The 22,926-nt window shown below is 38.1% G+C and carries 24 protein-coding genes; 21 read left to right on the top strand and 3 right to left on the bottom strand.

The features are described from left to right. The first annotated feature begins 1 nt into the window (after position 1). From ACFSTA_RS08305 to ACFSTA_RS08255, 11 genes are all read left to right on the top strand, one after another. Complete coding sequence (locus tag ACFSTA_RS08305) at positions 2-769, top strand: thiazole synthase (protein WP_377556146.1); 768 nt, start codon at positions 2-4, stop codon at positions 767-769. Continuing rightward, entirely contained in the window at positions 766-1,785 is a 1,020-nt protein-coding gene (locus ACFSTA_RS08300; RefSeq protein ID WP_377556145.1) for a thiazole biosynthesis adenylyltransferase ThiF, read from the top strand. Before ACFSTA_RS08305 ends, ACFSTA_RS08300 begins: the two co-directional genes overlap by 4 nt. A 372-nt stretch (positions 1,786-2,157) precedes the next feature. Beyond that, a complete protein-coding gene (locus ACFSTA_RS08295) occupies positions 2,158-3,234 on the top strand; it encodes a LuxE/PaaK family acyltransferase (RefSeq protein ID WP_377556144.1) in 1,077 nt (358 codons plus the stop codon). Between the two features lie 5 nt (positions 3,235-3,239). After that, entirely contained in the window at positions 3,240-4,691 is a 1,452-nt protein-coding gene (locus tag ACFSTA_RS08290; protein WP_377556143.1) for an acyl-CoA reductase, read from the top strand. Between the two features lie 16 nt (positions 4,692-4,707). Continuing rightward, positions 4,708-5,454 (top strand): ABC transporter ATP-binding protein, encoded by a 747-nt coding sequence (locus tag ACFSTA_RS08285; protein WP_377556142.1) that lies wholly within the window; start codon positions 4,708-4,710, stop codon positions 5,452-5,454. Then, entirely contained in the window at positions 5,451-6,206 is a 756-nt protein-coding gene (locus tag ACFSTA_RS08280; RefSeq protein WP_377556141.1) for an ABC transporter permease, read from the top strand. Before ACFSTA_RS08285 ends, ACFSTA_RS08280 begins: the two co-directional genes overlap by 4 nt. Further along, on the top strand, positions 6,203-7,213 hold the full coding sequence (locus tag ACFSTA_RS08275; RefSeq protein ID WP_377556139.1) for an ABC transporter substrate-binding protein: 1,011 nt from the start codon (positions 6,203-6,205) through the stop codon (positions 7,211-7,213). The genes ACFSTA_RS08280 and ACFSTA_RS08275 overlap by 4 nt, the downstream gene beginning before the upstream one ends. An 11-nt stretch (positions 7,214-7,224) precedes the next feature. Next, complete coding sequence (locus ACFSTA_RS08270) at positions 7,225-7,992, top strand: SDR family oxidoreductase (RefSeq protein ID WP_377556138.1); 768 nt, start codon at positions 7,225-7,227, stop codon at positions 7,990-7,992. 60 nt (positions 7,993-8,052) lie between these two features. Beyond that, positions 8,053-8,868 carry a bifunctional hydroxymethylpyrimidine kinase/phosphomethylpyrimidine kinase gene (gene thiD, locus ACFSTA_RS08265; protein WP_377556137.1) on the top strand — a complete coding sequence of 272 codons (816 nt, stop codon included), beginning with the start codon at positions 8,053-8,055 and terminating at the stop codon, positions 8,866-8,868. Positions 8,869-9,579: 711 nt separating this feature from the next. Further along, complete coding sequence (locus ACFSTA_RS08260; protein ID WP_377556135.1) at positions 9,580-10,347, top strand: WD40/YVTN/BNR-like repeat-containing protein; 768 nt, start codon at positions 9,580-9,582, stop codon at positions 10,345-10,347. Further along, positions 10,334-11,188 (top strand): hypothetical protein, encoded by an 855-nt coding sequence (locus tag ACFSTA_RS08255; RefSeq protein ID WP_377556134.1) that lies wholly within the window; start codon positions 10,334-10,336, stop codon positions 11,186-11,188. The genes ACFSTA_RS08260 and ACFSTA_RS08255 overlap by 14 nt, the downstream gene beginning before the upstream one ends. A gap of 75 nt (positions 11,189-11,263) precedes the next feature. Here the strand turns inward: ACFSTA_RS08255 and ACFSTA_RS08250 are convergent, their stop codons facing one another. From ACFSTA_RS08250 to ACFSTA_RS08240, 3 genes are all read right to left on the bottom strand, one after another. Then, on the bottom strand, positions 11,264-11,452 hold the full coding sequence (locus tag ACFSTA_RS08250; RefSeq protein ID WP_377556133.1) for a hypothetical protein: 189 nt from the start codon (positions 11,450-11,452) through the stop codon (positions 11,264-11,266). Next, positions 11,449-12,276, bottom strand: a complete 828-nt coding sequence (locus ACFSTA_RS08245; RefSeq protein WP_377556132.1) for a D-arabinono-1,4-lactone oxidase — start codon at positions 12,274-12,276, stop codon at positions 11,449-11,451. Before ACFSTA_RS08245 ends, ACFSTA_RS08250 begins: the two co-directional genes overlap by 4 nt. 226 nt (positions 12,277-12,502) lie before the next feature. Then, on the bottom strand, positions 12,503-12,916 hold the full coding sequence (locus ACFSTA_RS08240; RefSeq protein WP_377556130.1) for an FAD-binding oxidoreductase: 414 nt from the start codon (positions 12,914-12,916) through the stop codon (positions 12,503-12,505). 538 nt (positions 12,917-13,454) lie between these two features. Between ACFSTA_RS08240 and ACFSTA_RS08235 the strand changes: the two genes are divergently transcribed. From ACFSTA_RS08235 to ACFSTA_RS08190, 10 genes are read left to right on the top strand one after another with little or no spacing between them, the layout of a single operon-like run. After that, positions 13,455-14,183: a GntR family transcriptional regulator gene (locus ACFSTA_RS08235; protein WP_377556129.1), complete on the top strand. Its 729-nt coding sequence runs from the start codon at positions 13,455-13,457 to the stop codon at positions 14,181-14,183. 31 nt (positions 14,184-14,214) lie between these two features. After that, positions 14,215-15,228, top strand: coding sequence for a C4-dicarboxylate TRAP transporter substrate-binding protein (locus ACFSTA_RS08230; protein ID WP_377556128.1), 1,014 nt, complete (start codon positions 14,215-14,217; stop codon positions 15,226-15,228). Positions 15,229-15,241: 13 nt separating this feature from the next. Continuing rightward, positions 15,242-15,715, top strand: a complete 474-nt coding sequence (locus ACFSTA_RS08225) for a TRAP transporter small permease (protein WP_377556127.1) — start codon at positions 15,242-15,244, stop codon at positions 15,713-15,715. Positions 15,716-15,756: 41 nt separating this feature from the next. After that, positions 15,757-17,034 (top strand): TRAP transporter large permease, encoded by a 1,278-nt coding sequence (locus ACFSTA_RS08220; RefSeq protein WP_377556126.1) that lies wholly within the window; start codon positions 15,757-15,759, stop codon positions 17,032-17,034. 42 nt (positions 17,035-17,076) lie between these two features. Continuing rightward, positions 17,077-17,835 (top strand): SDR family NAD(P)-dependent oxidoreductase, encoded by a 759-nt coding sequence (locus tag ACFSTA_RS08215; RefSeq protein ID WP_377556125.1) that lies wholly within the window; start codon positions 17,077-17,079, stop codon positions 17,833-17,835. Between the two features lie 48 nt (positions 17,836-17,883). Next, positions 17,884-19,287, top strand: coding sequence for a glucuronate isomerase (uxaC, locus tag ACFSTA_RS08210; protein WP_377556124.1), 1,404 nt, complete (start codon positions 17,884-17,886; stop codon positions 19,285-19,287). Positions 19,288-19,309: 22 nt separating this feature from the next. Continuing rightward, complete coding sequence (gene uxuA / locus ACFSTA_RS08205) at positions 19,310-20,395, top strand: mannonate dehydratase (protein WP_377556123.1); 1,086 nt, start codon at positions 19,310-19,312, stop codon at positions 20,393-20,395. Further along, the gene (locus ACFSTA_RS08200) at positions 20,382-21,230 is read left to right on the top strand and encodes an SDR family oxidoreductase (protein ID WP_377556122.1); all 849 of its coding nucleotides are present in this window, start codon (positions 20,382-20,384) and stop codon (positions 21,228-21,230) included. Before uxuA ends, ACFSTA_RS08200 begins: the two co-directional genes overlap by 14 nt. A 12-nt stretch (positions 21,231-21,242) precedes the next feature. Beyond that, complete coding sequence (locus tag ACFSTA_RS08195; protein ID WP_377556121.1) at positions 21,243-22,181, top strand: sugar kinase; 939 nt, start codon at positions 21,243-21,245, stop codon at positions 22,179-22,181. Positions 22,182-22,205: 24 nt separating this feature from the next. After that, complete coding sequence (locus ACFSTA_RS08190) at positions 22,206-22,853, top strand: bifunctional 4-hydroxy-2-oxoglutarate aldolase/2-dehydro-3-deoxy-phosphogluconate aldolase (RefSeq protein ID WP_377556453.1); 648 nt, start codon at positions 22,206-22,208, stop codon at positions 22,851-22,853. The last annotated feature ends 73 nt before the right edge of the window (positions 22,854-22,926 follow it).

Here is a 22,926-nt window from a genome sequence, read left to right as displayed (position 1 = left end):
TATGTTAAATATTGGACCATATGAATTTTCATCAAGACTGTTGTTAGGAACTGGGAAATATCCGAACTTTGAGATTCAAAAAGAAGCGGTAGAGGTTTCAAAGACGGAGATACTGACGTTTTCCGTTCGTAGAATGAATATATTCGAACCAAGCCAACCGAATTTTTTAGAAAAAATTGATGTAGAAAAATACAACCTGCTGCCTAATACGGCAGGGGCACAGACAGCGGAAGAAGCTGTCCGAACAGCAAAATTAGCAAAAGCTTCGGGTCTTTGTGACATGATTAAAGTAGAAGTAATTGGTTGTCAGAAAACACTGTTACCTGATCCGGTCGAAACATTAAAGGCAGCAGAAGAGCTGTTAAAGGAAGGATTTATAGTTTTACCATATACGTCTGATGATGTTTTGTTAGCAAGACGTTTGGAGGAATTAGGCTGTCATGCCATCATGCCTGGTGCTTCACCTATTGGTTCAGGCCAAGGGATTATTAATCCATTAAATCTTAGCTTAATCATGGAACAGTCTAATGTTCCTGTTATTGTTGACGCAGGCATTGGTACCCCTTCTGATGCGGCTATCGCAATGGAATTAGGTGCTGACGGTGTATTGTTAAATACGGCTGTGTCAGGGGCAGAGGATCCGGTGAAAATGGCAAAAGCAATGCGTATGGCAATCGAAGCAGGACGTTTAGGATATGAAGCAGGTCGTATACCAAAAAAACGTTATGCAACAGCCAGTAGTCCGATGGAAGGAATGAGCATCAGTTGAGTGAACGATACTCCCGTCAGGAATTGTTCACTCCGATCGGAAAAGGGGGACAATCAAAAATTAGCAATAAGCATGTATTAGTGATTGGTGCAGGCGCTCTTGGAACAGGTAGCGCTGAAGCACTTGTCCGCGCGGGGGTCGGTAAGCTTACCATTGTGGATCGTGACTATGTGGAATGGAGTAACCTCCAAAGACAGCAGTTGTATGTCGAAGTGGATGCAGAGCAACGTATCCCCAAAGCAGTAGCGGCAGAAAATCGTCTGAGAATGATTAATTCAGAAGTCGACATAGAAGCTTTGGTTCTAGATGTATCAGTGGAAGAAATCGAACAACTAATTGATGAAGTTGATTTGATTATGGATGCAACAGATAATTTTGATATTCGAATGATTATGAATGATATCTCTCAGAAACATTATATTCCATGGATATATGGTGCCTGTGTTGGTAGTTACGGAATTAGTTATACCATTCTGCCAGGAGAGACCCCTTGCTTACATTGCTTATTAGAAACCGTACCGATGGGTGGGTTAACCTGTGATACGGCGGGAATTATCAGTCCAGCGGTTCAAATGGTTGTTGCGTATCAAACGACAGAAGCTCTGAAGATATTAGTGGAAGACTATCAATCCTTAAGAAAAAAACTAGTTTCTTTTGATTTATGGAAAAACCAACAAACAGCTATTCGTGTCGATAAAATGAAAAAGGAAGGCTGTTCATCCTGTGGAGAAACACCTTCATATCCATTTTTATCTTTTGAAAATCAAACGAAAACAGCTGTCTTATGTGGAAGAGATACGGTTCAAATTCGTCCACCAGAACAAGTGGAAAGAGACTTAGAAATGCTTGCAGAGATTCTTTCCGAACAAGGTGGAAAAGTTTCACAGAATCCGTATCTCCTTTCCTTTCAAATAGGAACCCATCGTCTGGTTTTATTTAAAGATGGTCGTGTTCTTGTTCATGGTACAAATGACATTGCCGAGGCGAAGACGTTATACCACCGATATTTAGGATAGTGGGTGTGAATATCGGACTTGGGAGCGGGAATATCTGACTTGAGAGCGGGACCATCGGACGCACGCGCGGAAACATCGGACACTTGAGAGGAAACATCGGACACAAAAGCGGAAACATCGGACACAAAAGCACAAACATCAACACAGGAAAGAATTCATTTGTAAATAAAAATAGAACGGGAGCTTGTGGAAGCAGCTGAGAGTACGAATAATCCTTCGTAGACCGTTGAACCTGTTGGATAATGCCAGCGTAGGGAAGTCATGATTATTTTAGCACTTTACCCTAGGGTGAAGTGTTTATTTTTTTGCAAATAAACTTGTCGAAAAAAGGCATGGAGACAAGTCAATTTTTCTAAGAAAGGTTGGGATGAGGTGACGCAACAGGAGATTGTAAATAGAGTTCTAGAATTCATAGAGAATAAGGATTCATCCGAAGAACCTTTTAATGACCTAGCTTTATATCTGTTTTCTTATCAATATGGGCATAATATACCTTATCAGGCATTCTGTAAGAAAAAGGGTAAAACACTTCGAACGGTTAAAACGTGGAAAGACATACCTGCTGTTCCGATTAATGGATTTAAAGAATTAACCTTAAGTTGTGAGGATCCTAGCAAATCAGAGGCAGTCTTTATGACAAGCGGAACAACTAGTGGGGTAAAAGGGAAGCACTACCATCCAACCCTAGCTGTATATGATAGATCTATGGTTCTCAATTTTATGGATCGTTTTATGAAAGATCAGGAAAAAATCCGTATGGGGATACTTTTTCCGACAGAAGAGGTTATGCCTAATTCATCTCTTGCACATTACTTAGCTTTAGCCAAGGGGCATTTTGGTACAGAAGACAGTTGCTATTTTGTCGGTGAGAATGGACTTGAAGTCAATGAGTTACTACATGAATTAAAGCATGTGGAGGAGTCAGGGGAACCGTATGCGTTATTAGGAGCAACATTTAGCTTTGTACATTTGTTTGAGGCTTTAGAGCAGAAAAATATTTCTTTTAAACTACCAAAAGGAAGTAAGCTGTTTGATACTGGTGGTTTTAAAAATCAATCAAAAGAGTTGAAGCTAAACGAATTTTACGAGCGGTTATCGGGTTATCTCGGAGTAGATCGTTCGCAATGTATCAATATGTATGGAATGACAGAGCTTAGTACACAGTTTTATGACTCGGGTAATACAGTTGTCCCTTCTACCAAATCTGGTCCCCATTGGGTGCGAACAAGGGTAGTAAATCCGCTAACAGGTAATGAGGTGAAACAAGGGGAACGAGGAGTTCTTGTACACTGTGATTTAGCAAACTTTAATTCTGTAACGACGATTCTTACAGAAGATATGGGGGTTGCTCAGGATGAAGGTTTTCTTTTATTAGGAAGGGTGCAGGGAACTGAAGCGAAAGGATGCTCGGTCGCTGTTGATGAATTGATCCACGCAACAAAGGGGTAGTTATGTTGGAAGAAATAGCAGGATATTTACCACAAGTAGAAGATGAGGATATTGAATATAAAACACTTACCTTTCATGGTAACGATGAAACGGTCCATGTAAAAGTTCCCATGTTGACGAATCAACAAATGAATAAAGTTACGGATAAGGTCAAAACGGCAAGTAAGGAAGTTTTAAAGTCAAGAACTGTTTCAGAAATGGTAACGATTATAGACAAAGCCATTGAGCAGTTAATAGATCGAAAAAATCCCTATCGACAAAAAGCGGAGAAGCTACTTCCTATCGTAACTGGGTATGATCAAGAGCTAGTTAGGTTGGGGTTAACTTCGTACTTGAAAACGTTTCGGAAGCAGCAACTGCAGCGATTTCTAATCGAGGATCTAGGTAATCCAGGGCTGTTGGATGACTTCCAACCTCGAGCTAAAAGAGGCTTTTCAAAAGCGGTAGGTCCAGATTTGACGGTCCATGTTTGGGCAGGAAATGTGCCAGGACTTCCTTTGTGGAGTCTTATTTCTGGCTTGTTGGTGAAGTCAGGAAATATTGGCAAAGTTTCTAGCTCGGAACCTGTTTTTGCTGGGTTATTTGCTCAATTATTAGTAGAGATTGAGCCGAGCCTTTCGGATTGTTTAGCTGTTGTCTGGTGGAAAGGTGGCGATAAGGACCGAGAGCGATATCTCTTTGATGTAGCTGATGTTGTCGTTGGCTATGGAGGGAATAAATCTCTTGATTCGCTACGGAGCCGTATCCCGATTACAACTCGATTTTTACCTTTTGGACATAAGCTTAGCTTTGGTATCTTATCAAAGGCGAGTCTAGATACTCGTAAAGCATGGAAGACTGCACACGATGCTGCCTATGACGTGATACGCTACGATCAACAAGGATGTTATTCCCCTCATATTTTTTATGTACAGCGTGGTGGAAGAGTATCCCCGAAAGAATTCGCCTATTATTTAGCTCATGAACTAGCGTGCTTTGAAAAGAGATATCCAAGACGGGAGTTAACGATAGAGGAAGCCTCCTCGTTAGCGGAATGGAGACAAAAAGAAGAGTTCGCTTCCTACACCGATCGTGAAAAGGAAATAATTGGAGACGATACTGGTGCTTGGACGGTTGTTTTTGAAAATATAGGTGGAGCATTTACACCTAGTAGTTTAAATCGGTCGATAAAAGTTGTTGGTTTTGATCAGTTTGATGAGGTTATCTCTGAAGTTACTCCTTATCGATCCTACTTACAAACAGTGGGTATTGCTGCTACTCCTGATGAGCTTTTTAAGGTTGGTGGTTTACTAGGAAATATTGGAGTGACTCGGATATCAGGACTTGGAAGTATGACATCTCCTGAAGCTGGATGGCATCATGATGGACGGTTTAACTTACTTGATTTAATTAATATGGTAGATATTGAAGATTCTGCTGAGGATTATGCAGAAGCTTTAGCTCCTTATGTAGACTAAAAGAGAGGGATTATTGATGGCATTTTTAGAGATCGACCAAGTAACCTTTGGCTATAAAAGGGAAACCCCAATTATTACAGACGTTAGCTGGAAAATAAATAAAGGGGAGTTTCATAGTCTGCTAGGGAGGAGTGGTTGTGGAAAAACAACTTTACTAAAGCTTGCATCAGGATTATTGAATCCAGTAGAAGGAGCAGTTTATTTGCAGAAGAAAAAGGTAGTGAAGCCGTCTACTGCAGTTGGTTTTGTTTTTCAATCGCCAACCCTACTAGAATGGAAAAATGTAATCGATAATGTCCTATTGCCAATCACCCTACAAAAAAAGCCAAACAAAGAAGAGATTAATCGAGCAGAATATTTATTAGATCTAGTCGGATTATCCTCCTATCGCTCCTGTTATCCGGAAGAGCTTTCCGGGGGGCAGCAAAGTAGAGTAGCAATAGCCAGAGCACTCATTAAATATCCAACTTTATTATTCATGGATGAGCCTTTCGCCGCACTAGACGCGATAACAAGGGAAGAATTGCAGGATGATTTGTTACGTTTATGTCAAATGGAAAAAACGAGTGTGTTATTTGTAACCCATGATATTTCAGAGGCGATATATTTATCCGATCAAGTGGCGTTAATGGAAGCCGGAAAGATTATTTATAACTTGCCAGTAGATTTACCTAAACATCGAACAGCAGAAATGAGATACCAGCATTCTTTTAATGAACTCTGTTTAAATGTACGTCAGAAAATGAGTGGTCAAGAAATATGAGAAATGTACGCGTCTACGGGATCCTATTATTTATAGTGTTGCTTATCGTATGGGAGCTTGTATCGGGGGCTATGTCTGAACTTGTTTTACCTGCTCCATCGGTTGTCGTGATGACATTATGGGAAGGGCTCACTACAGGCTATTTACTCCCACATATTTTGCGAACTTTATCCGAAATTTTAATGGGGCTTATGATTGGGAGCTTCCTTGGTTTTCTAGTCGGGATTTTAATGGGAGAGATTCCGTTTCTTAGAAGACTATTGTTTCCGTACGTGATCGCAAGTCAAGCTGTTCCGAAGCTGGCATTAGCACCGATGTTTATTTTATGGTTTGGCTTTGGAATGACATCAAAGGTAGTTATTACTGCCCTTATTTGTTTCTTTCCTTTACTAGAAAATACAGTTACATCGATTCAATATACAGATTCCAATAAACGTGAATTGTTCCGTGTATTAGGGGCTACACGCTGGCAAACACTTCTTCAGTTAAAAATACCAGCTGGGTTACCAGGTATTATGGCAGGGCTGCGGGTTGCGGTTGTTTTAGCGGTAGTTGGAGCGGTCGTTGGTGAATTCATTGGTGGCAGTGTAGGACTCGGTGCTTTAATCATTGCATCACAAGGAATGATGGATACGCCACTGATGTTTGCTGTATTATTTTTATTAACAGGTATTGGTATGCTTTTGTATCAATTCGTAAACCTATCGGAGAAATATCTATTAAAACGATATACAAAGGGGAAAAATCAATGAGATTAAAAGCTTTTTTTATAATGTTAGTTCTAGGTTTGATTGTCATACTTACTTCCTGTGGGGATGAAAGTGATCAAGCATCAGAGGAAAAGGGTGAGTTAGAACGTGTTCGAGTTGCTAATTGGAGTCAATTAATATCGGAGCAAACAAACCTACTCGTTGACGAAGAAAAAGGATTTTTTCAAGAACATGGATTAGATGTGGAAGTTATTCCTGGAGTAGGTGGTGGGGACGCCATTAAAAATGTACTAACAGGTAAAGCGGACATCGCTTTTACAGATCCTGGTTCTTTGTTTTTTTCGTTAGACCAAGGGGAGAAGTTGAAAGTAATTTATAATATTTACCCACAGAATGTATTTAATGTTGTGTCGTTAAAAGAATCCAATATAACGACGCCTAAAGATTTAAAAGGAAAAACAGTGGGCGTTTACAGCCTATCCAGTGGAACACGCCAAAATCTACTCGTTTTATTACATCAAGCTGGATTAACGGAAGAGGATGTTGAAATAGTCGAAACGGGGTTATTGAATTTTGCTCCGTTAATGCAAGGTCAGGTCGATGCAACTGCGGCAACAGACACCGGGTTATATACAGGGAAACAAAAGGGCTTGGGTGAGGTAAACGTCATGGAAGTGAAAGATTATTTAAACTTTCCTAGTGATGTGTTTGTCGTGACGGAGGAAACCTATGAAACGAAGAAAGAATTACTCACAAAGTTTTTAGCAGGATATCGTGCAAGTGCAGCGTGGATGATTCAGAGTCCGGAAGAGGCAGCAGAGCTAGCGGTAGAGTATGCGATTGACGGGAAAAATGAAGAGGATAACCTTGAGATAATTAAGCTTCGAAATGCGTCAAGTATCTCTGAAAGCACGGAAAAGAGTGGATTAGGTACGATTGATGAAGAAGTGTTACAAGAAGCGGCAGATACATATAAGCAGCTAGGGTTAATTGAAAATGCTTTAGACATGTCTGAAGTTATATCGAATGAATTAATTCCGAAAGAGTAGTGGGGGATAGGATGAAGTTTCAATATAAAGTTGTATTGGTTACAGGGTCAAGTCGTGGAATCGGGGCTGCTATCGCCAAAGCCTTTGCTAAAGAGGGTGCAACCGTTATTATTAATTACTTACAAAACAAAGAAGCAGCAGAACGAGTTGTAGAAGCATGTATCAAAGCAGGTGGAGACGCATGGGCTATTCGAGCAGATGTGACCTCAGCGGGTGATGTTAAACAAATGATCGACGAAATCTTGTTAGAGGTAGCAAAAATTGATGTTGTTGTAAACAATGCATTTAAACCATATATCTTTGATCCAGATCAACGAAAGCTTGCCTGGGAATTAACTTGGGACGATTACCAAAAACAGATAGATGGTGCAGTTCGTTCCACTCATTTTTTGTGTCAAGCAGTTATTCCCATCATGAAAAAACAAAGTCAAGGAAGTATTATCAATATCGCTACTGATTTAGTGGCAAGACCAATGATTCCATACCATGAGTATACGACGGCTAAATCTGCATTAATTGGATATACCCGTAATTTGGCTGCTGAATTAGGGGCATTTGGAATACGGGTAAACAGTGTTGCGCCCGGGCTGGTATATCCAACCTCAGTGAGTCAGTACACCAAAGAAGAAGTAAAAGAAATGCTGATCTCACAAACACCATTAAAACGAATTGCAACCCCTGAAGATATTCCAGGTCCAGTGCTGTTTTTAGCATCGGATTGGAGTCGGTTTATGACGGGGCAAACACTGTATGTGGACGGTGGATTGGTGATGAATTAAGAGCTAGATTGTTATTTTTTTAGATTCTCATATCAAAATCTATTGAAAAAAGGTGATACGATGGATACGAAAACTACGTTTAAAGCATTAACGATAGCGGGTTCGGATAGTGGTGGTGGCGCCGGTATACAAGCAGACCTTAAAACATTTCAGGAATTGGATGTATTTGGAATGTCTGCTATAACTGCTATTACCGCACAGAATACACTAGGGGTAGATGGTGTCTATCCACTTTCTGAAGAAGCTGTTATCAAACAGATTGATGCTGTCAGTACAGATATTGGAGTCGATGCAATAAAGACAGGTATGTTGTTTAGCTCAGAAATTATTGAAGTGGTTGCTAGTAAAATCAAGCAGTATGAATGGAAAAATGTTGTTATTGATCCAGTGATGATTGCGAAAGGTGGGTCACGTTTACTGCAAGAAGAAGCGGTAAAAGCAATTAAAGAACAGCTTTTACCAGTATCACTAGTAATCACTCCTAACATTCCGGAAGCGGAGGTTTTAACAGATAGAACCATTCGAACTCTAGATGACCGAAAAGAAGCAGCAAAACAATTATATGACCTTGGGGTAAAGCATGTTGTCATTAAAGGTGGCCATGCTGATAGCCAAAATGAGTCGGTTGACCTGTTGTATGATGGGAGAGTATTTGATTATTTTACGAGAAACCGCATTGATACCCAGCATACGCATGGAACAGGCTGTACTTTCGCGGCTGCGATTACAGCAGAATTAGCTAAAGGACAAAGCATTCCAACTGCTGTTGGAATTGCCAAGGATTTTATACATGCTGCCATTGAAGATTCACTCGGTATTGGAAATGGGCATGGACCTACAAATCATTGGGCGTATCGCCGAGCGAGAGGGAGATAGAGGTGGGTGTTTGTTTATGTTCTTTGATGTTTTTAGGCAATGAAGTTCTTGAAAAGGATATCGGTTGGAAATTGAATCGCATGGTAACAGTTAGAAAAATATCATTCAGTTTTGATGAAGTACTGCACCCCAAAAGTTAGAGTGAAATCTGACTTTTGGGGTGTTTCTTTGTGGCTAAATGTAGTGAAATATAATGAGATAGTGAGATTGGATTTCATTCATTGAGGGGGACACTCCTTTAGGGAAGTTTTGGAAGGAGATGAGACAGGTATGGAATGATAATATGAGGTGATGTTGTGGGAGAGAGAATTTGACTTAGCTATACTCGCTATTCGTTTTGATTTGTTTTTAAACTTCCAGGAATAATTCTTCGACTCTGAAATCTAGTTCACGGTAAAGTTTATACAAGGTGTAGAGGGAGCCAAGTTTTAGATGTGGAATAATATTCCTATTACTCTTGTTTCCATTACTAGATTAGTATACTGTAGATATATCTAGATCACAAAATCGGAATCAATTTAAAGAAGGTGAATCTGTGAAAACAATACTAGTTAGCGTGTCAGGTTTTATGATGGTTGGTCTTTTTTTGCAATGATCATGTTTCAGCAACCTTCTTCAAGCTATCCTCCAACAGTGAACCGTACTAGCGAAGATTTTCATGAACCAGAAACTGAGTCAGAGTAATCCCAATCTGAACAACTACAACCGATTATGAAAGATGACATCATTGGTTACTCACTGCAAAATGATCAACTTCATATTACATATGATAGAGGGAATAACTGGACGCTTGTGCCTGTGGAAAAAGATTTGCTCTTTGAAGGAGATTACAATGGGAGCAAAAGTGAACTAATTGACCAAAGTTATATTCTAACGGAGGATCTAGTTGCATTCTTATATTCAAGAGAATCAGACTGGAGTAAGAAACAAATCTTGTTAACCTATTCTGTTGACCAAGGTGAGACATGGAGAGATACTGTTGTATCCGAACAGTTTCCTTCGCTTCGGTTCCGAAAGGTTGATTTTATAAATGAATTGTTCGGTTATGTTATTATCTCTGGCGATCGAACGATGTCACAGGAATACTCGACGGTGTTCCTCACTCATGATGGCGGAGAAACCTGGCGGGAAACTGATCATTCAGGTGTAACTAGGCTCATTTCTGATGGAGGATTTGTGGATGAAAATACAGGATTTTTGTCTTATGGAACGCTTAATCCAACCGAACCAGATTTATGGGTAACCCAAGATGGTGGAGTATCTTGGAGTAAATCAGACGTACAAATTCCTGAAGAATACATTCCGATTTTTGTAAGTGCGGAAGTACCGGTAATGGAAGGGGAAGAGTTGGTTATGCTCGTCAACCAGGGACCTAATGGAGATTACGAAGGTGGACGAGTAAAAGGGCAGTTCGTTTCAAATGATAATGGGTTAACTTGGGAATTTTTAAGAGAGGTCATGCCGGATGAAAACAAATAGAAAGACTCAAATTATTGGATGGTTGCTATTTCTTTTCGCTATAGGATTTTTTTGTATACAAATGGGGTTCATGTACTTACAAGCTAATTATGAAGCGGAGTATGTGGACAATCGATTATTCTACATCATCAATATGCTTTTTGTGATTTGTTTAGCGCTAGCATTATGGTTATTGCTTGCACTATCTAATAAATGGAAATGGTTTGGTGCCAGCATCAGTGTTGTGTTTATCCTAGTAAATGTAGTGTTACTAGTTACTTCGAGTAAAGATATTCGTCTTGTCACAAGCATCTCTCCTAATTTTAAACAAGTATTTTCCATTAAAGAAAACACGGACACAGGGGAAGCAGTATTTTACCGATCGTACTACGGTATTTTAGCACGCCCTAAGGAGAAGTTACCCTACCAAACAGACGGAACTTTTCAAGTTAAGTGGTTGGCGGACGATGTGGCAGTGGCAACATATAAGGCAGCTGATGATACGATTCACCAATATGTGGGAACGTATGGAGATCGCAGTAGTGGTATTTCTTATTATTATGTTGGAGCTGAGGTACATGGCTTATGGAAAGGTGAAGGTGTCGAGGTACTAAGTAGTCAAGAAGGTATCACAGTAACTCAAAACAATCAAACAGAGTTATTTGACTGGGAACATGTTGTTCAATTTGGGACGCTAGCAGTTGTATTAACTCGAGAAAATGAGGCAGTATGGACAATTGCCTTAAACGAGAACTTTGAAGTGAATTCCAATACAACTTCTTCACAAACAGGTGAGATTAGCTTATATCGAGCGACTATGGGAGATATGGAGCCAATTATTTTGCAGTATGCGGGAAATTAGATTTTGCTAAATTCTTGAAAGAGGAGAGAAGTATTAGTAGTAAGGTCAAAGCGGTTAGGTCTAGGGTAATGGTTGTCACCGATAGAAAAAAGAAGTAATTAATCGATGAACGAGTGCTGCTGAGATCGTAAACAACCCATAAGCTAATCCGAATTCTGAAAAACTAGCACCCACTTCACTTAAAAATAAGATATAAAACGGAAAGACTAATCCAGTTCCAAACAATAACATACTTTGCGAACGAACTACCCATTTAAGTATCATGGTTGATATTCCTCATATAAATTATTCATGAATCGATCTTTAGGATCATACGTTTGTTTCAAACGAACAAAATCATCGAATGCCGGATAAGCATGCGATAGTTGTTTACTAGAAGGATAAAGTTGATACGTTAAATAATATGTTCCATTCACGTCAAGCGCCGCTTCAACCATTTGTCTGGTGGATTTCTTCATATGTTCAATTCCTTCATCTGACATGGAATGATTAATATATAACACAATGGCCAGCATATTCTCTTGGGCATAGCTTAAAGTCGCATCAGTAGACTTCGGCATATAACGGACAGTTGCATTAAGCAAGTTCAATTCCTCCTCTTTGACTATCTGACGTAATTTCTGGACAAATTCAGGGAACTGTTCAACTGGGATGAAATATTCTTGTAGAATATCCGTATCTTTACCAGATTCATATTCTAAAAACTCAATCGGTGGGCGCATCGCATTATTTCTCGTAATCAAAGTGCTATTGTTTTCCCCATATATCTTTTGCTGCAAATCCCAAACAACGGTTTTTGCCCAATCGAATTTTCGACTTATACCGAAAGCAAATTTATCACGAAGGACGTTTTCTTCTTCATTTAATGGTCGTAATATTTCCCATTCATCCGATGTTGGATAATTAGAATTGGATGACGGAACGACATGATATGTGGTCATATACATATCTTCAAGTAAATGATCTGGACTAGCTGATAAGCGAGAAAAATGTAATCCGACATTATCTTGATTACTAATATGTTCACCGATGTAATCAGGATAGTCTTCAAGATCAAATCGACTACGTTGTGGCAGTATAAATTTCATTTTCCTGAAGTTCAAGCGTTACATCTAAAATCACACCAAATAGTCCAAACCCACCTATAACGGAACGAAATAGCTCAGGATCTGTTTGAGGTGTGACGTTAATGATTGACCCATCGTGCTGCAGTAGGCGAAAGGAGTGTATTGTTTCAACAATAGAACCATATCTAGGGTCACGCCCATGAACATTTGAACTTAGTGAACCACCGATGGTAAAAATATTGGAAGATTACATAACTTTAACCGATAAATCGTATGGATTCACAGCTTCTTGAACGTCCGCCCAAGTCGTACCACTTTCAACTGTAATGCGCTTGTTATCTGTATCAATCGATAATATATCGTTATAAGACGTCATATCCAAAAATACGGAATCCTCAAAATAAGTATGACCGCCTTGGCTGTGACGGGCTCCACCGATGGAAACCGTTAAGTCGTGTTCATTGGCATATTCGATCGCCGATTGAAATGATTCAACATCTTGTCCGTCTACAATTTTATGAACTTGATCAGGAAATAGACGACTCACATCATATATCAGCAAATCGTCATCTGATTGGTTATGAAAATACAATGATAGACTCATAGAAAGGATATATATAACCACTGCAATAAGTGCAATCCAACGTATTCTTAAACCCATTCCATAAAGCTCCTTCCAAATTAATGAAGTTGTAATGCTCTATTAGTTGAGTACTCTACTTCTAATCTAATGAAGTAAGGCGAAAGAAGAAGCAAGAATAGTCCACCCATAACCGTCCTAAAAATACAACAGCATTAGCAGATACTAACAAAGTACCAAAAATAGATATAAGCATAATAGAGAAATTCCATATTTTATGCCTAGTTCCACATTTTTTTACATTTGACTAACCCTAGAATAAATAATGGATAACATTCAAACTGGTCATTACACTTTTTATATCTATCCATTCTCCTCTGATACTAATCTGGACCTCTAAGACAGCTCTCTATGCTTCAATATTAACATAATATGTCATATTATTATGGTTTTCCATAAGAAAAAAATCGATCAATTGCTTTGGATACCATATATAGTGAATTCGCCATTAACGGCTTCAACGACATCGGTTCAACGATTTTAAAACAAATTGAAAAAGTAAGTTGATCTTAAAATAATTAAAAAATTTTAAAAAGTACTACCATACAAGTATACTTGTATGGTATACTTTTTCGCAGAAGCAGAAAATGGACTAAAGGGGGGAGCTATTATAAACATTAATAGTAAAGTTAAAAGGTATTCAACGAGGGATTATGCTTATGAAGAACTAAGAGAACAAATCATTATGTTGAAATTAAATCCGGGTCGAAGCATTTCAGAAAATGAAATGTCCATCATGTTAGAAGTGAGTCGGACACCGGTACGAGAAGCATTTGTGAAGCTGGCTCAAGAGAAATTACTCGAAGTTTATCCTCAAAAAGGGACATTTGTTTCCCTTATTGATCTTGACTATGTTGAAGAAGCGAGGTTTATTAGAGAACATTTAGAGCGGGCAATAGTTAAAGAGGCATGTAAGTCTTTTAATGTTGATTGTTTAATTGAATTGGAAAAAAAATTTGAACTTCAAAAACTTGCTGTTGAAAAAAAGGATTATACAAAGCTTTTTGAGTTAGATGAAATGTTTCATCAGTGTATTTCAATAGGAACTGATAAGGAAAGAATTTGGTCAGTTATCCAGCAAATGAACGCACACTTGAATCGTATTAGAATGCTTAGTTTAGCGGCTAATTATAATTGGGAACTCATCTTATCACAGCATGAAAAAATAATTAAAGCAATTAAACAACAAAAGGAAGATGAGGCAGATTTAGTAATGGAAGAACATTTGAGAAAACTAACGTTTGAATTAGAGGAACTTAAAAATGAATTCCCGGATTATTTTAAGTAGATTCCATAAACATAAAAATAGGAGGATTGAAATGAAAATTAAAATAGGATTAACGTTAATATCTATTTTTTTAGTATTGATTGTAAGCGCTTGCGGAGATAGTGATAGTGAAACAAGCGGGGAAAGTGATGGCGGAGAAACTTACACATTAAAACTTGGAACAGCATTGACTGAAGGGGATCCAATTTATGATGGATTAGTAGAATTTAGTGATGCAGTGAATGAAAGAACAGATGGAAATGTTACAGTTGAAATTTTTGGAAGCGGTTCCTTAGGTGAGGATAATGACATTGTAGAGCAAGCCAAAACTGGTGCAAATGTTGCTGTTCTTGTCGACTCAGGGCGCTTAGCAGATATGGTTCCTGAGCTTGGGATTTTATCTGCTCCATATGTTGTAGACAACTTTGACGAGGCGAATAAAGTTGCACAATCAGACTTGTTTAAAGAGTGGTCAGATAAATTAGCGGAAGAACATGGCTTACAAATTTTATCATTCAATTGGTATCAAGGAGAAAGACATATGTTAACAAATGAACCAATTGAAACGCCAGCAGATCTGGAAGGTTTAACTATTCGTACAATTGGTGCTCCAATTGCTCTACAGACAATGGAAGCATTAGGAATGAGTCCTTCTGGTATGGCTTGGACAGAAGTTTACCCTGGTCTACAACAAGGTGTTATTGATGCGGCGGATGCACAACATCCAGCAACCTATGGGGCGAACTTACATGAAGTAGTAGATTATATTACGAAAACAAGACATTTCCAATTAATCACTGGTGTTATCACTGGTGCTGGTTGGATGGAAGATATACCTGAGGAATATCAAAATATTATTTATGAAGAAGCACAAAAACATGGTGAACAAGCCTCGAAGAAAACAGAGGAGTCTTTAGAAGAATATGAACAAATGATGATTGATGAAGGTGTTACTGTTAAAGAAGTTGATGTTGAAGAATTTAAGGCTTTGACAGATTCAGTATACAGTGAATTTGATGGTTATCAAGAATTACGTGAAGAAATAAATAATATCCTAGGAAAATAAGAGAGTGATAGCCTTGAAAACAATTTTACAAAGCTATATAAAAGTAGAAAATTTTATGACTAACTTTTTAATGTTGGCGGTTGTGTTCTTTGTTTTTATAGCAGCGGTCATGCGATGGGCTGGAAGTCCCATCGCATGGTCAGTAGAAATAGCGCAACTTTTATTTGTTTGGCTTATATTTTTAGGTGCAAATCGGTCATTAAGAGAAAACAGGCATATAGGTGTCGACTTTTTTGTGAAGAAATTGCCAAATAATCTACGCAACATTATAGACATTATTATTTATCTACTTATATTAGCATTTTTACTATTTATAAGTAGATTTGGAATTCTACTTAGTATTGAAAATTCAGTACGGCAGATAAGTAGTCTAACAATCAGTTATGCTTATATTTCTGCTTCTGTTCCAGTTGGTTGTTTTATTATGTCAATTACTACAATCGGAAAGATAAGGGAGAAAATATTAGCATTAGGAACAGTGTCATAATAAGAACTCTTCATTTTCAAAAGTAGAAAGAGGTGAAGTGCATGTTAATGGTAGCATTAATCTTTTTTGTGCTTCTATTTTTAAACATGCCGGTAGCATTTGCTATTGGGATAGCTAGTTTATCATTGATCATATTTGAACCAGGGTTGCCAATAGAGATTACTTCTCAACGTATGGTAGCTGGTACACAATCTTTCCCATTGTTAGCTGTTCCATTTTTTATTTTAGCGGGAAACTTAATGAATTCTTCTGGCATAACGAAGCGATTGATAAGGTTTGCAAATGCGATAATTGGCCATGTAGTAGGTAGCCTAGCACATGTTTCCATTGTACTAAGTACTATCATGGGAGGTATTTCAGGATCTGCGAATGCGGATGCTGCAATGCAAAGTAGAGTCATAGGACATCAAATGATTAAACGTGGGTATTCAGGTGGATTTTCAGCGGGTGTTATTGCTGTCAGTTCTTTAATTACTGCTACAATCCCACCAAGTATAGGGTTAATACTATATGGTTATGTAGGAGAAGTGTCCATCGGAGATCTATTCTTGGCGGGAATTATTCCCGGTATTTTAATGATGGTTTTTCTGATGATTGTTACATATGTAATTGCAAAGAAAAGAAATTACGATGTAGATCAAATAACAAAGAGGTCTTCATTGAAGGAGTTACTTATTTCGTTCAAAGATAGTATTTGGGCATTATTATTCCCAGTTATACTGGTAGTTGGTATTCGTTTCGGTATATTTACTGCCTCAGAAGCAGGAGCATTTGCTGTGGTATATGCGATGTTTATTGGATTTGTTGTTTACAAGGAACTTAACTGGAAAACCTTAATCGAATCTGTACGTCAGTCAGTAGTTGATAATGCGACGATTCTATTAATTATTTCCACTTCGTCTATTTTAGGTTATCTAATTACGTATGAAAGACTACCACAGAATGCAGCAGATTTTTTAATAGGGATAACAAGTAATGCAACATTACTGCTTATACTGATTTTAGTTTTTCTTTTATTAGCAGGAATGTTTATTGAATCAACGGTATTAGTATTATTGCTAACTCCTATATTCTTGCCAATTGTAAAACAAATAGGAGTAGACCCTGTTCATTTTGGTATTTTAATGATGACCATTGTAACCTTTGGAGGGATGACTCCTCCAGTTGGGGTAACTATGTATACGGTCTGTTCCTTAACAGATGTTCCGATTGAAGATTACGTAAAAGAATCCTTACCGTTTTACGCTGGGGTGATTTTACTCATTATATTATTAATCTTTGTTCCGTCTATTTCATTATATTTACCGAACATATTTTAATTATAGGCTCGATTAAATAAATAGAAATTAGGAGGAGAAAAAATGTTTGATTTTAGTGATCAAGTAGTATGGGTAACTGGAAGTAGCACAGGTATTGGCCGATCTATTGCTTTAGCTTTTGCAGAAAATGCAGCTTCCCTTGTTATACACGGAAACACCAATATTCATAAAGCAGAGGAAGTCTTGCAAGAGGTTCGCCAAAAAGGCAGGGAAGCCATTCTTGTTACGGGAGATGTAACAGACAGAACAGCAGTAAAGCAAATGGTGTCTGACATCAAAAAGCACTTTAAACGAATTGATATATTAATCAATAATGCTGGGACGATGGTAAAACGTAGTAAAATCGAGGATTTAGACTTTGAAACCTGGCATAGCATTATGGATATTAATTTAAATTCTGTTTTTCATGTTACCCAATCGGTATTGCCAATGATGAAGCAACAAAAATCAGGTAAGATAATTAATTTAACATCAATTGCTGCTAGAAATGGTGGAGGTGGAGGAGCTGTATCCTATGCAGCTGCAAAAGGTGCTGTATCTACCTTTACTCGTGGTCTAGCGAAGGAACTGGTTAGCGATAATATTTATGTTAATGGCATTGCTCCAGGAATTATAACTACACCATTTCATGACAAATACAGTACGAAAGAAATGCGTGAAAAAATGGTTAGCCAAGTTCCCATTAAACGAGAAGGGAAGCCTGAGGAAATAGCCGGGGCAGCTCTATATCTTGCATCTGATTATGCTAATTATATGGTAGGCGAAATTTTAGAAGTTAATGGTGGTCTTTTAACAGATTAATATAATTCACAACTGATTACGTTAAGAGTCTATTTGAGGAGGTTTAACGTGAAAACATTTATGGATGATGACTTTTTATTGGAAACGGAAACTGCAAGAAGACTTTATTATAACTATGCTAAAGACATGCCAATACTCGACTATCATTGTCATTTAACTGCAAAGGAAATAGCAGAGAACAAACGGTTTTCTAATATAACAGAAGCCTGGTTAGGGGAAGACCATTATAAGTGGAGAGTCCTTCGAGCTAATGGTGTATCAGAAGATTATATAACAGGAGATAAAACAGACAAAGAAAAATTCGATAAATGGTCAGAAACAGTACCACATTTAATTGGAAATCCACTTTTTCATTGGACCTATCTTGAATTAAGAAGATGCTTTGGGATAACAGATCTTCTTCATCGTGAAAGTGCAGATGAAATATGGAGGATCTGTAACCAGGAGATACAAAAAGAATCTTTCAGTGCCAGAGGTTTAATAAAACAATTTAATGTAAAAGGCCTTTGTACGACAGATGACCCTTTAGACGATTTGCGTTTTCATAAACAAATAGAAGAAGATGAATCATTCGATGTAAAAGTCCTTCCAACTTTTCGTCCAGATGGTGCACTAAATATCCAATTAGATGCTTTCACGGATTGGGTTCATCGATTAGAACATGTATCGAATCAACGAATCGATGACTATGATTCTTTTCTGGAAATGCTAGAGTCAAGAGTGGAGTATTTCCATGAAGCTGGCTGTCGGTTGTCAGATCATGGTTTAGACGCTCCTTTTTTTGAGGCGGTAACAATGCAAGAATCTAGAAATATTTTTATGAAAGTAATGGATGGAGCATCTATTACCGAGAAAGAAGCTACTCAATTTCGAACCGGTGTCCTAACGTATTTAGGAAAGGTTTATGCAAAAAAAGGATGGGCAATGCAGCTTCATATTGGTGGGCTACGTAATACCAACACGAAGATGGTAGAAAAAATAGGGCCGAATACTGGCTATGATTCCATAGCTGATTTCACTTATGGAAATGCTTTAGCGTGTTTACTTAATGAATTAGAAAAAACGGATGAATTACCAAAGACGATTATTTATAACTTAAATCCTCGTGATAATTATATGGTTGCATCCATGGCTGGGAATTTTCAGTCCGGTTTTCCTGGGAAGATTCAGTTCGGCACGGCTTGGTGGTTTAATGATCATCGTGATGGGATGGTAGATCAAATAAAAACACTTGCGAATGTTGGTGTTTTAACTAATTTTGTAGGTATGTTAACCGATTCACGAAGTTTACTATCATATACTAGGCATGAGTATTTTCGAAGGATTTTATGCAATGTTTTCGGTCATTGGGTGGAAAATGGAGAAGTACCAAACGATATGAAATGGAATGGGAAAATCATTCAAGATATTGCTTTTAACAATATATGCAATTATTTGGGTATTAAGTTTTAAAATAAAAGGATGTGCATACTAGATGGAGATGGTTTTTCGTTGGTTTGGAGAGGGTAATGATCAAGTTCCTTTAGATTACATTAAACAAATCCCTGGTGTTAGTGGAGTTGTATGGGCACTTCATGATATACCGACTGGGGAAGTATGGCCCCTTCAACGGATTGCGGAAATAAAAGAACAAGCAGATAAATATGGTCTAACTATTGATGTTGTAGAAAGCGTTAATATCCATGAAGATATAAAGTTAGGTTTACCTACTAGAGATAAATACATCTCCAATTACATTAAAACAATGGAGCATCTTGCAGAAGTTGGTGTTAAGGTTATTTGTTATAATTTTATGCCTGTCTTTGATTGGGTGCGAACGGAGTTATTTAAAAAACTAGAAGATGGATCGACAGCACTTTTTTTTGAAAAGAAGAAAATCGAGGATATTGATCCTATGGAACTAGTAAAAATGATTGCTCACGATCCAGCATATACGATGCCAGGATGGGAACCTGATAGACTTCAAGATTTGTCAACGTTATTTGTAAAATATAAAAGTGTTTCAGAGGAAGATCTATGGGGAAATTTACAATACTTTTTAGAGAAGATAATTCCTGTAGCTGAAAAACTTAATATAAAAATGGCTATTCATCCGGATGATCCACCTTATTCTGTATTTGGTCTTCCTCGGATTATTACTAATAAATCAAATTTACATCGATTCCTAAAGCTAGTTGATAGCCCAGTTAATGGTTTAACTTTTTGTAGTGGGGCTTTAGGTGCTCATCCAGCAAACGATTTAGTCGATATTGTTAGGACATTTTCTAATCGTATTCATTTCGCCCATGTTCGTAACTTGAAACGGTATGAAAATGGTGACTTCATCGAAACCTCACATCGGATGTCAGATGGTTCATTAGATATTCACGGAATTATGAAAGCATTTTATGAATCAGATTATAACGGATATATGAGACCAGATCATGGAAGACATATATGGAGTGAAAAATGTAGACCAGGCTATGGATTATATGATCGTGCCCTTGGAATTATGTATTTATGGGGAATATGGGATAGCTTAGTTGAAAGTGGAAAGGAGAATCGTTTTGTTACCAATTAATCCAAATTTACAAGGAAAAGTTGTTGTTATTACTGGTGGAAGCGGAGTTCTTTGCAGTGCAATGGCAAAAGAACTTAGCAGACAGGGGTCCAAAGTTGCCATACTAAATCGAACTGTTGAAAATGGGAAAAGAGTAGAAGAGGACATTAAAAGCAATGGAGGAGAAGCTGTTGCAATCGCATGTGATGTATTGGATGTTGAGAGTGTGAAAAATGCTGAACAAAAAATCACTGACATGTATGGGCCATGCGATATTTTAATTAATGGTGCAGGTGGAAACCATCCAGACGGAACAACTACTAACGAAACACTTAAACCAGAAGATCTTGAAAGCAAAGATTTGAAGACATTTTTTGATCTTACATTTGAAGGGTTCCAACATGTGATGAACTTAAATTTATTAGGAACTATTATTCCTACTCAAATTTTCTCTAAAAAAATGCTTCATCGAGAAGGGACTACTGTTGTAAATATGTCATCGATGAGTGCGCCATCGCCTATGACAAAAGTTCCAGCTTATAGTGCTGGTAAAGCTGGTATTGATAATCTTACGAAATGGTTATCCGTACACCTAGCTGATGTGGGGATAAGGGTCAATGCAATTGCACCAGGATTCTTTTTAACGGAGCAGAATAAACGTTTATTAACCAATCCAGATGGCTCATTAACTGAGCGATCACATAAAATTATTGGCCATACTCCAATGAAGCGGTTTGGTGATCCAAATGATTTATTAGGCACGTTACTTTGGCTTGTGGACCATAATATGTCAGGGTTTGTTACAGGAATTACTGTACCAGTCGATGGTGGATTTATGGCTTACTCTGGTGTCTAGGGGGAATGTAACATGGATGTCATTACACTAGGGGAGAGTATGGTGCTTTTTACTCCAGACTCACCTGGTCCGTTAAGATTTGCTACTAATTTTAATAAAAAACTTGGTGGGGCAGAATCGAATGTAGCAATAGCGTTATCAAGACTTGGCCATCAAACTGGTTGGATTAGCCGTTTAGGTAGTGATGAATTTGGATTGTATGTAAGAAATTTTATCCGGGGTGAAGGCGTTGATACATCGCGTGTAATATTTGATGAACAAAACCAAACTGCGGTTTTTTTTAAGGGATTAAACCCGGGGCAAGACCCGAATGTATTTTATTATCGAAAACATTCGGCGGCGAGCCAACTATCGCCTGAAAATATAGATGAAAGTTACGTATCTAAAGCAAAATATATTCATTTAACTGGTATAACTCCAGCCTTAAGCCCAACTTGTAGAGAAACAATCTATCATGTACTTGACCTAGCGAAAAAACATAAGCAAACAGTCGTATTCGATCCAAATATAAGATTAAAGCTTTGGTCAAAAGAAGAGGCAAGTGATGTATTATCTGATATTGCAAAACAGTGCCATATTGTTCTTCCGGGAATAGATGAAGGACAGCTCTTGACTGGTAATGATTCACCAGAAGAAGTTGCGAACGACCTTCTACAAGGGGATACCCATACTGTTGTTGTAAAGTTAGGGGAAAAAGGGTCATTCCTAGCAACAAAGGATCACCAACAATATGTCCCAGCTGTTAATGTATCGCATGTTGTAGATACTGCAGGTGCTGGAGATGGTTTTGCAGCAGGTTTTATGTCTGGACTACTACGAGGTTTTGATTACCTCCAATCAGTCGAATTAGGCAATCGAATTGGGGCACATGCACTGTCTGTTTCTGGGGATGTTGAAGGATACCCATACTGGAATAAAATGAATACCAATAACCAAGAAGTGTTACGGTAAGTAGGAGGAATTATTTTGCAAAATATGAAGAATGAGCGTATCAGTACTTTGACAGAGCAAGGAGTAATTGCCGTTCTTAGAAAAATTCCTAATGATAAAATCATGCAAGTAGCTGAGAGCTTGATTGCTGGTGGAGTCAATGCCTTAGAATTAACAGTAGATACGGAAGATGCATTTCATACAATTAATAAATTAAAGGTTTCATTTGAAGACCGTGCCATTATAGGGGCGGGGACCGTTTTAGATGAAGTTTCTGCGGAGTTAGCATTGCAAAGTGGAGCTGAATTTATTGTCAGTCCGATATTAAATAAATCAGTAATAAAGAAGACGCTTCTACATGGGAAAATCAGTATACCTGGTGTGTTGACGCCGACTGAAATGGTTGAAGCTATTAAATACGGTGCTGATATTGTTAAAGTGTTCCCTGCATCAGTTTACGGACCTGGATTTCTTAAACATATGAAAGGCCCATTACCCAATATCTCGATTATTCCGACAGGTGGGATTAACTTAGATAATGCAAAAGATTATATATCTGCTGGTGCAGTTGCCATTGGAGCTGGTGGACAATTGCTAGACAAAAAAGCAATAAATGAAAATAACTTTGAAAGAATAACAGAACTAGCTAAACAATATGTAGAAGCTGTAGAAAGAGCACGGGAAGAGATTTAATGAGTGGTGGGACGAGGGTGGGACGAGGTGTCAGGGACGAGGGGTCAGACCCCTCGTCCCATTAGTTATGCCT

The organism is Ornithinibacillus salinisoli (genome assembly GCF_042684965.1).
Lineage (GTDB): Bacteria > Bacillota > Bacilli > Bacillales > Amphibacillaceae > Ornithinibacillus > Ornithinibacillus salinisoli.
Note: the sequence above shows the minus strand (reverse complement) of the source record. Positions and strands in the feature narration are given on the sequence as shown.

What these genes read in the sequence shown, in the direction of transcription:
- ACFSTA_RS08305 (WP_377556146.1), top strand. Translation starts at nt 2, where the DNA reads ATGTTAAATATTGGACCATATGAATTTTCATCAAGACTGTTGTTAGGA.
- ACFSTA_RS08285 (WP_377556142.1), top strand. Translation starts at nt 4,708, where the DNA reads ATGGCATTTTTAGAGATCGACCAAGTAACCTTTGGCTATAAAAGGGAA.
- ACFSTA_RS08280 (WP_377556141.1), top strand. Translation starts at nt 5,451, where the DNA reads ATGAGAAATGTACGCGTCTACGGGATCCTATTATTTATAGTGTTGCTT.
- ACFSTA_RS08275 (WP_377556139.1), top strand. Translation starts at nt 6,203, where the DNA reads ATGAGATTAAAAGCTTTTTTTATAATGTTAGTTCTAGGTTTGATTGTC.
- ACFSTA_RS08270 (WP_377556138.1), top strand. Translation starts at nt 7,225, where the DNA reads ATGAAGTTTCAATATAAAGTTGTATTGGTTACAGGGTCAAGTCGTGGA.
- thiD (WP_377556137.1), top strand. Translation starts at nt 8,053, where the DNA reads ATGGATACGAAAACTACGTTTAAAGCATTAACGATAGCGGGTTCGGAT.
- ACFSTA_RS08260 (WP_377556135.1), top strand. Translation starts at nt 9,580, where the DNA reads ATGAAAGATGACATCATTGGTTACTCACTGCAAAATGATCAACTTCAT.
- ACFSTA_RS08255 (WP_377556134.1), top strand. Translation starts at nt 10,334, where the DNA reads ATGAAAACAAATAGAAAGACTCAAATTATTGGATGGTTGCTATTTCTT.
- ACFSTA_RS08250 (WP_377556133.1), bottom strand. Translation starts at nt 11,452, where the DNA reads ATGATACTTAAATGGGTAGTTCGTTCGCAAAGTATGTTATTGTTTGGA.
- ACFSTA_RS08245 (WP_377556132.1), bottom strand. Translation starts at nt 12,276, where the DNA reads ATGAAATTTATACTGCCACAACGTAGTCGATTTGATCTTGAAGACTAT.
- ACFSTA_RS08240 (WP_377556130.1), bottom strand. Translation starts at nt 12,916, where the DNA reads ATGGGTTTAAGAATACGTTGGATTGCACTTATTGCAGTGGTTATATAT.
- ACFSTA_RS08235 (WP_377556129.1), top strand. Translation starts at nt 13,455, where the DNA reads ATGGTATACTTTTTCGCAGAAGCAGAAAATGGACTAAAGGGGGGAGCT.
- ACFSTA_RS08230 (WP_377556128.1), top strand. Translation starts at nt 14,215, where the DNA reads ATGAAAATTAAAATAGGATTAACGTTAATATCTATTTTTTTAGTATTG.
- ACFSTA_RS08220 (WP_377556126.1), top strand. Translation starts at nt 15,757, where the DNA reads ATGTTAATGGTAGCATTAATCTTTTTTGTGCTTCTATTTTTAAACATG.
- ACFSTA_RS08215 (WP_377556125.1), top strand. Translation starts at nt 17,077, where the DNA reads ATGTTTGATTTTAGTGATCAAGTAGTATGGGTAACTGGAAGTAGCACA.
- uxuA (WP_377556123.1), top strand. Translation starts at nt 19,310, where the DNA reads ATGGAGATGGTTTTTCGTTGGTTTGGAGAGGGTAATGATCAAGTTCCT.
- ACFSTA_RS08195 (WP_377556121.1), top strand. Translation starts at nt 21,243, where the DNA reads ATGGATGTCATTACACTAGGGGAGAGTATGGTGCTTTTTACTCCAGAC.
- ACFSTA_RS08190 (WP_377556453.1), top strand. Translation starts at nt 22,206, where the DNA reads ATGAAGAATGAGCGTATCAGTACTTTGACAGAGCAAGGAGTAATTGCC.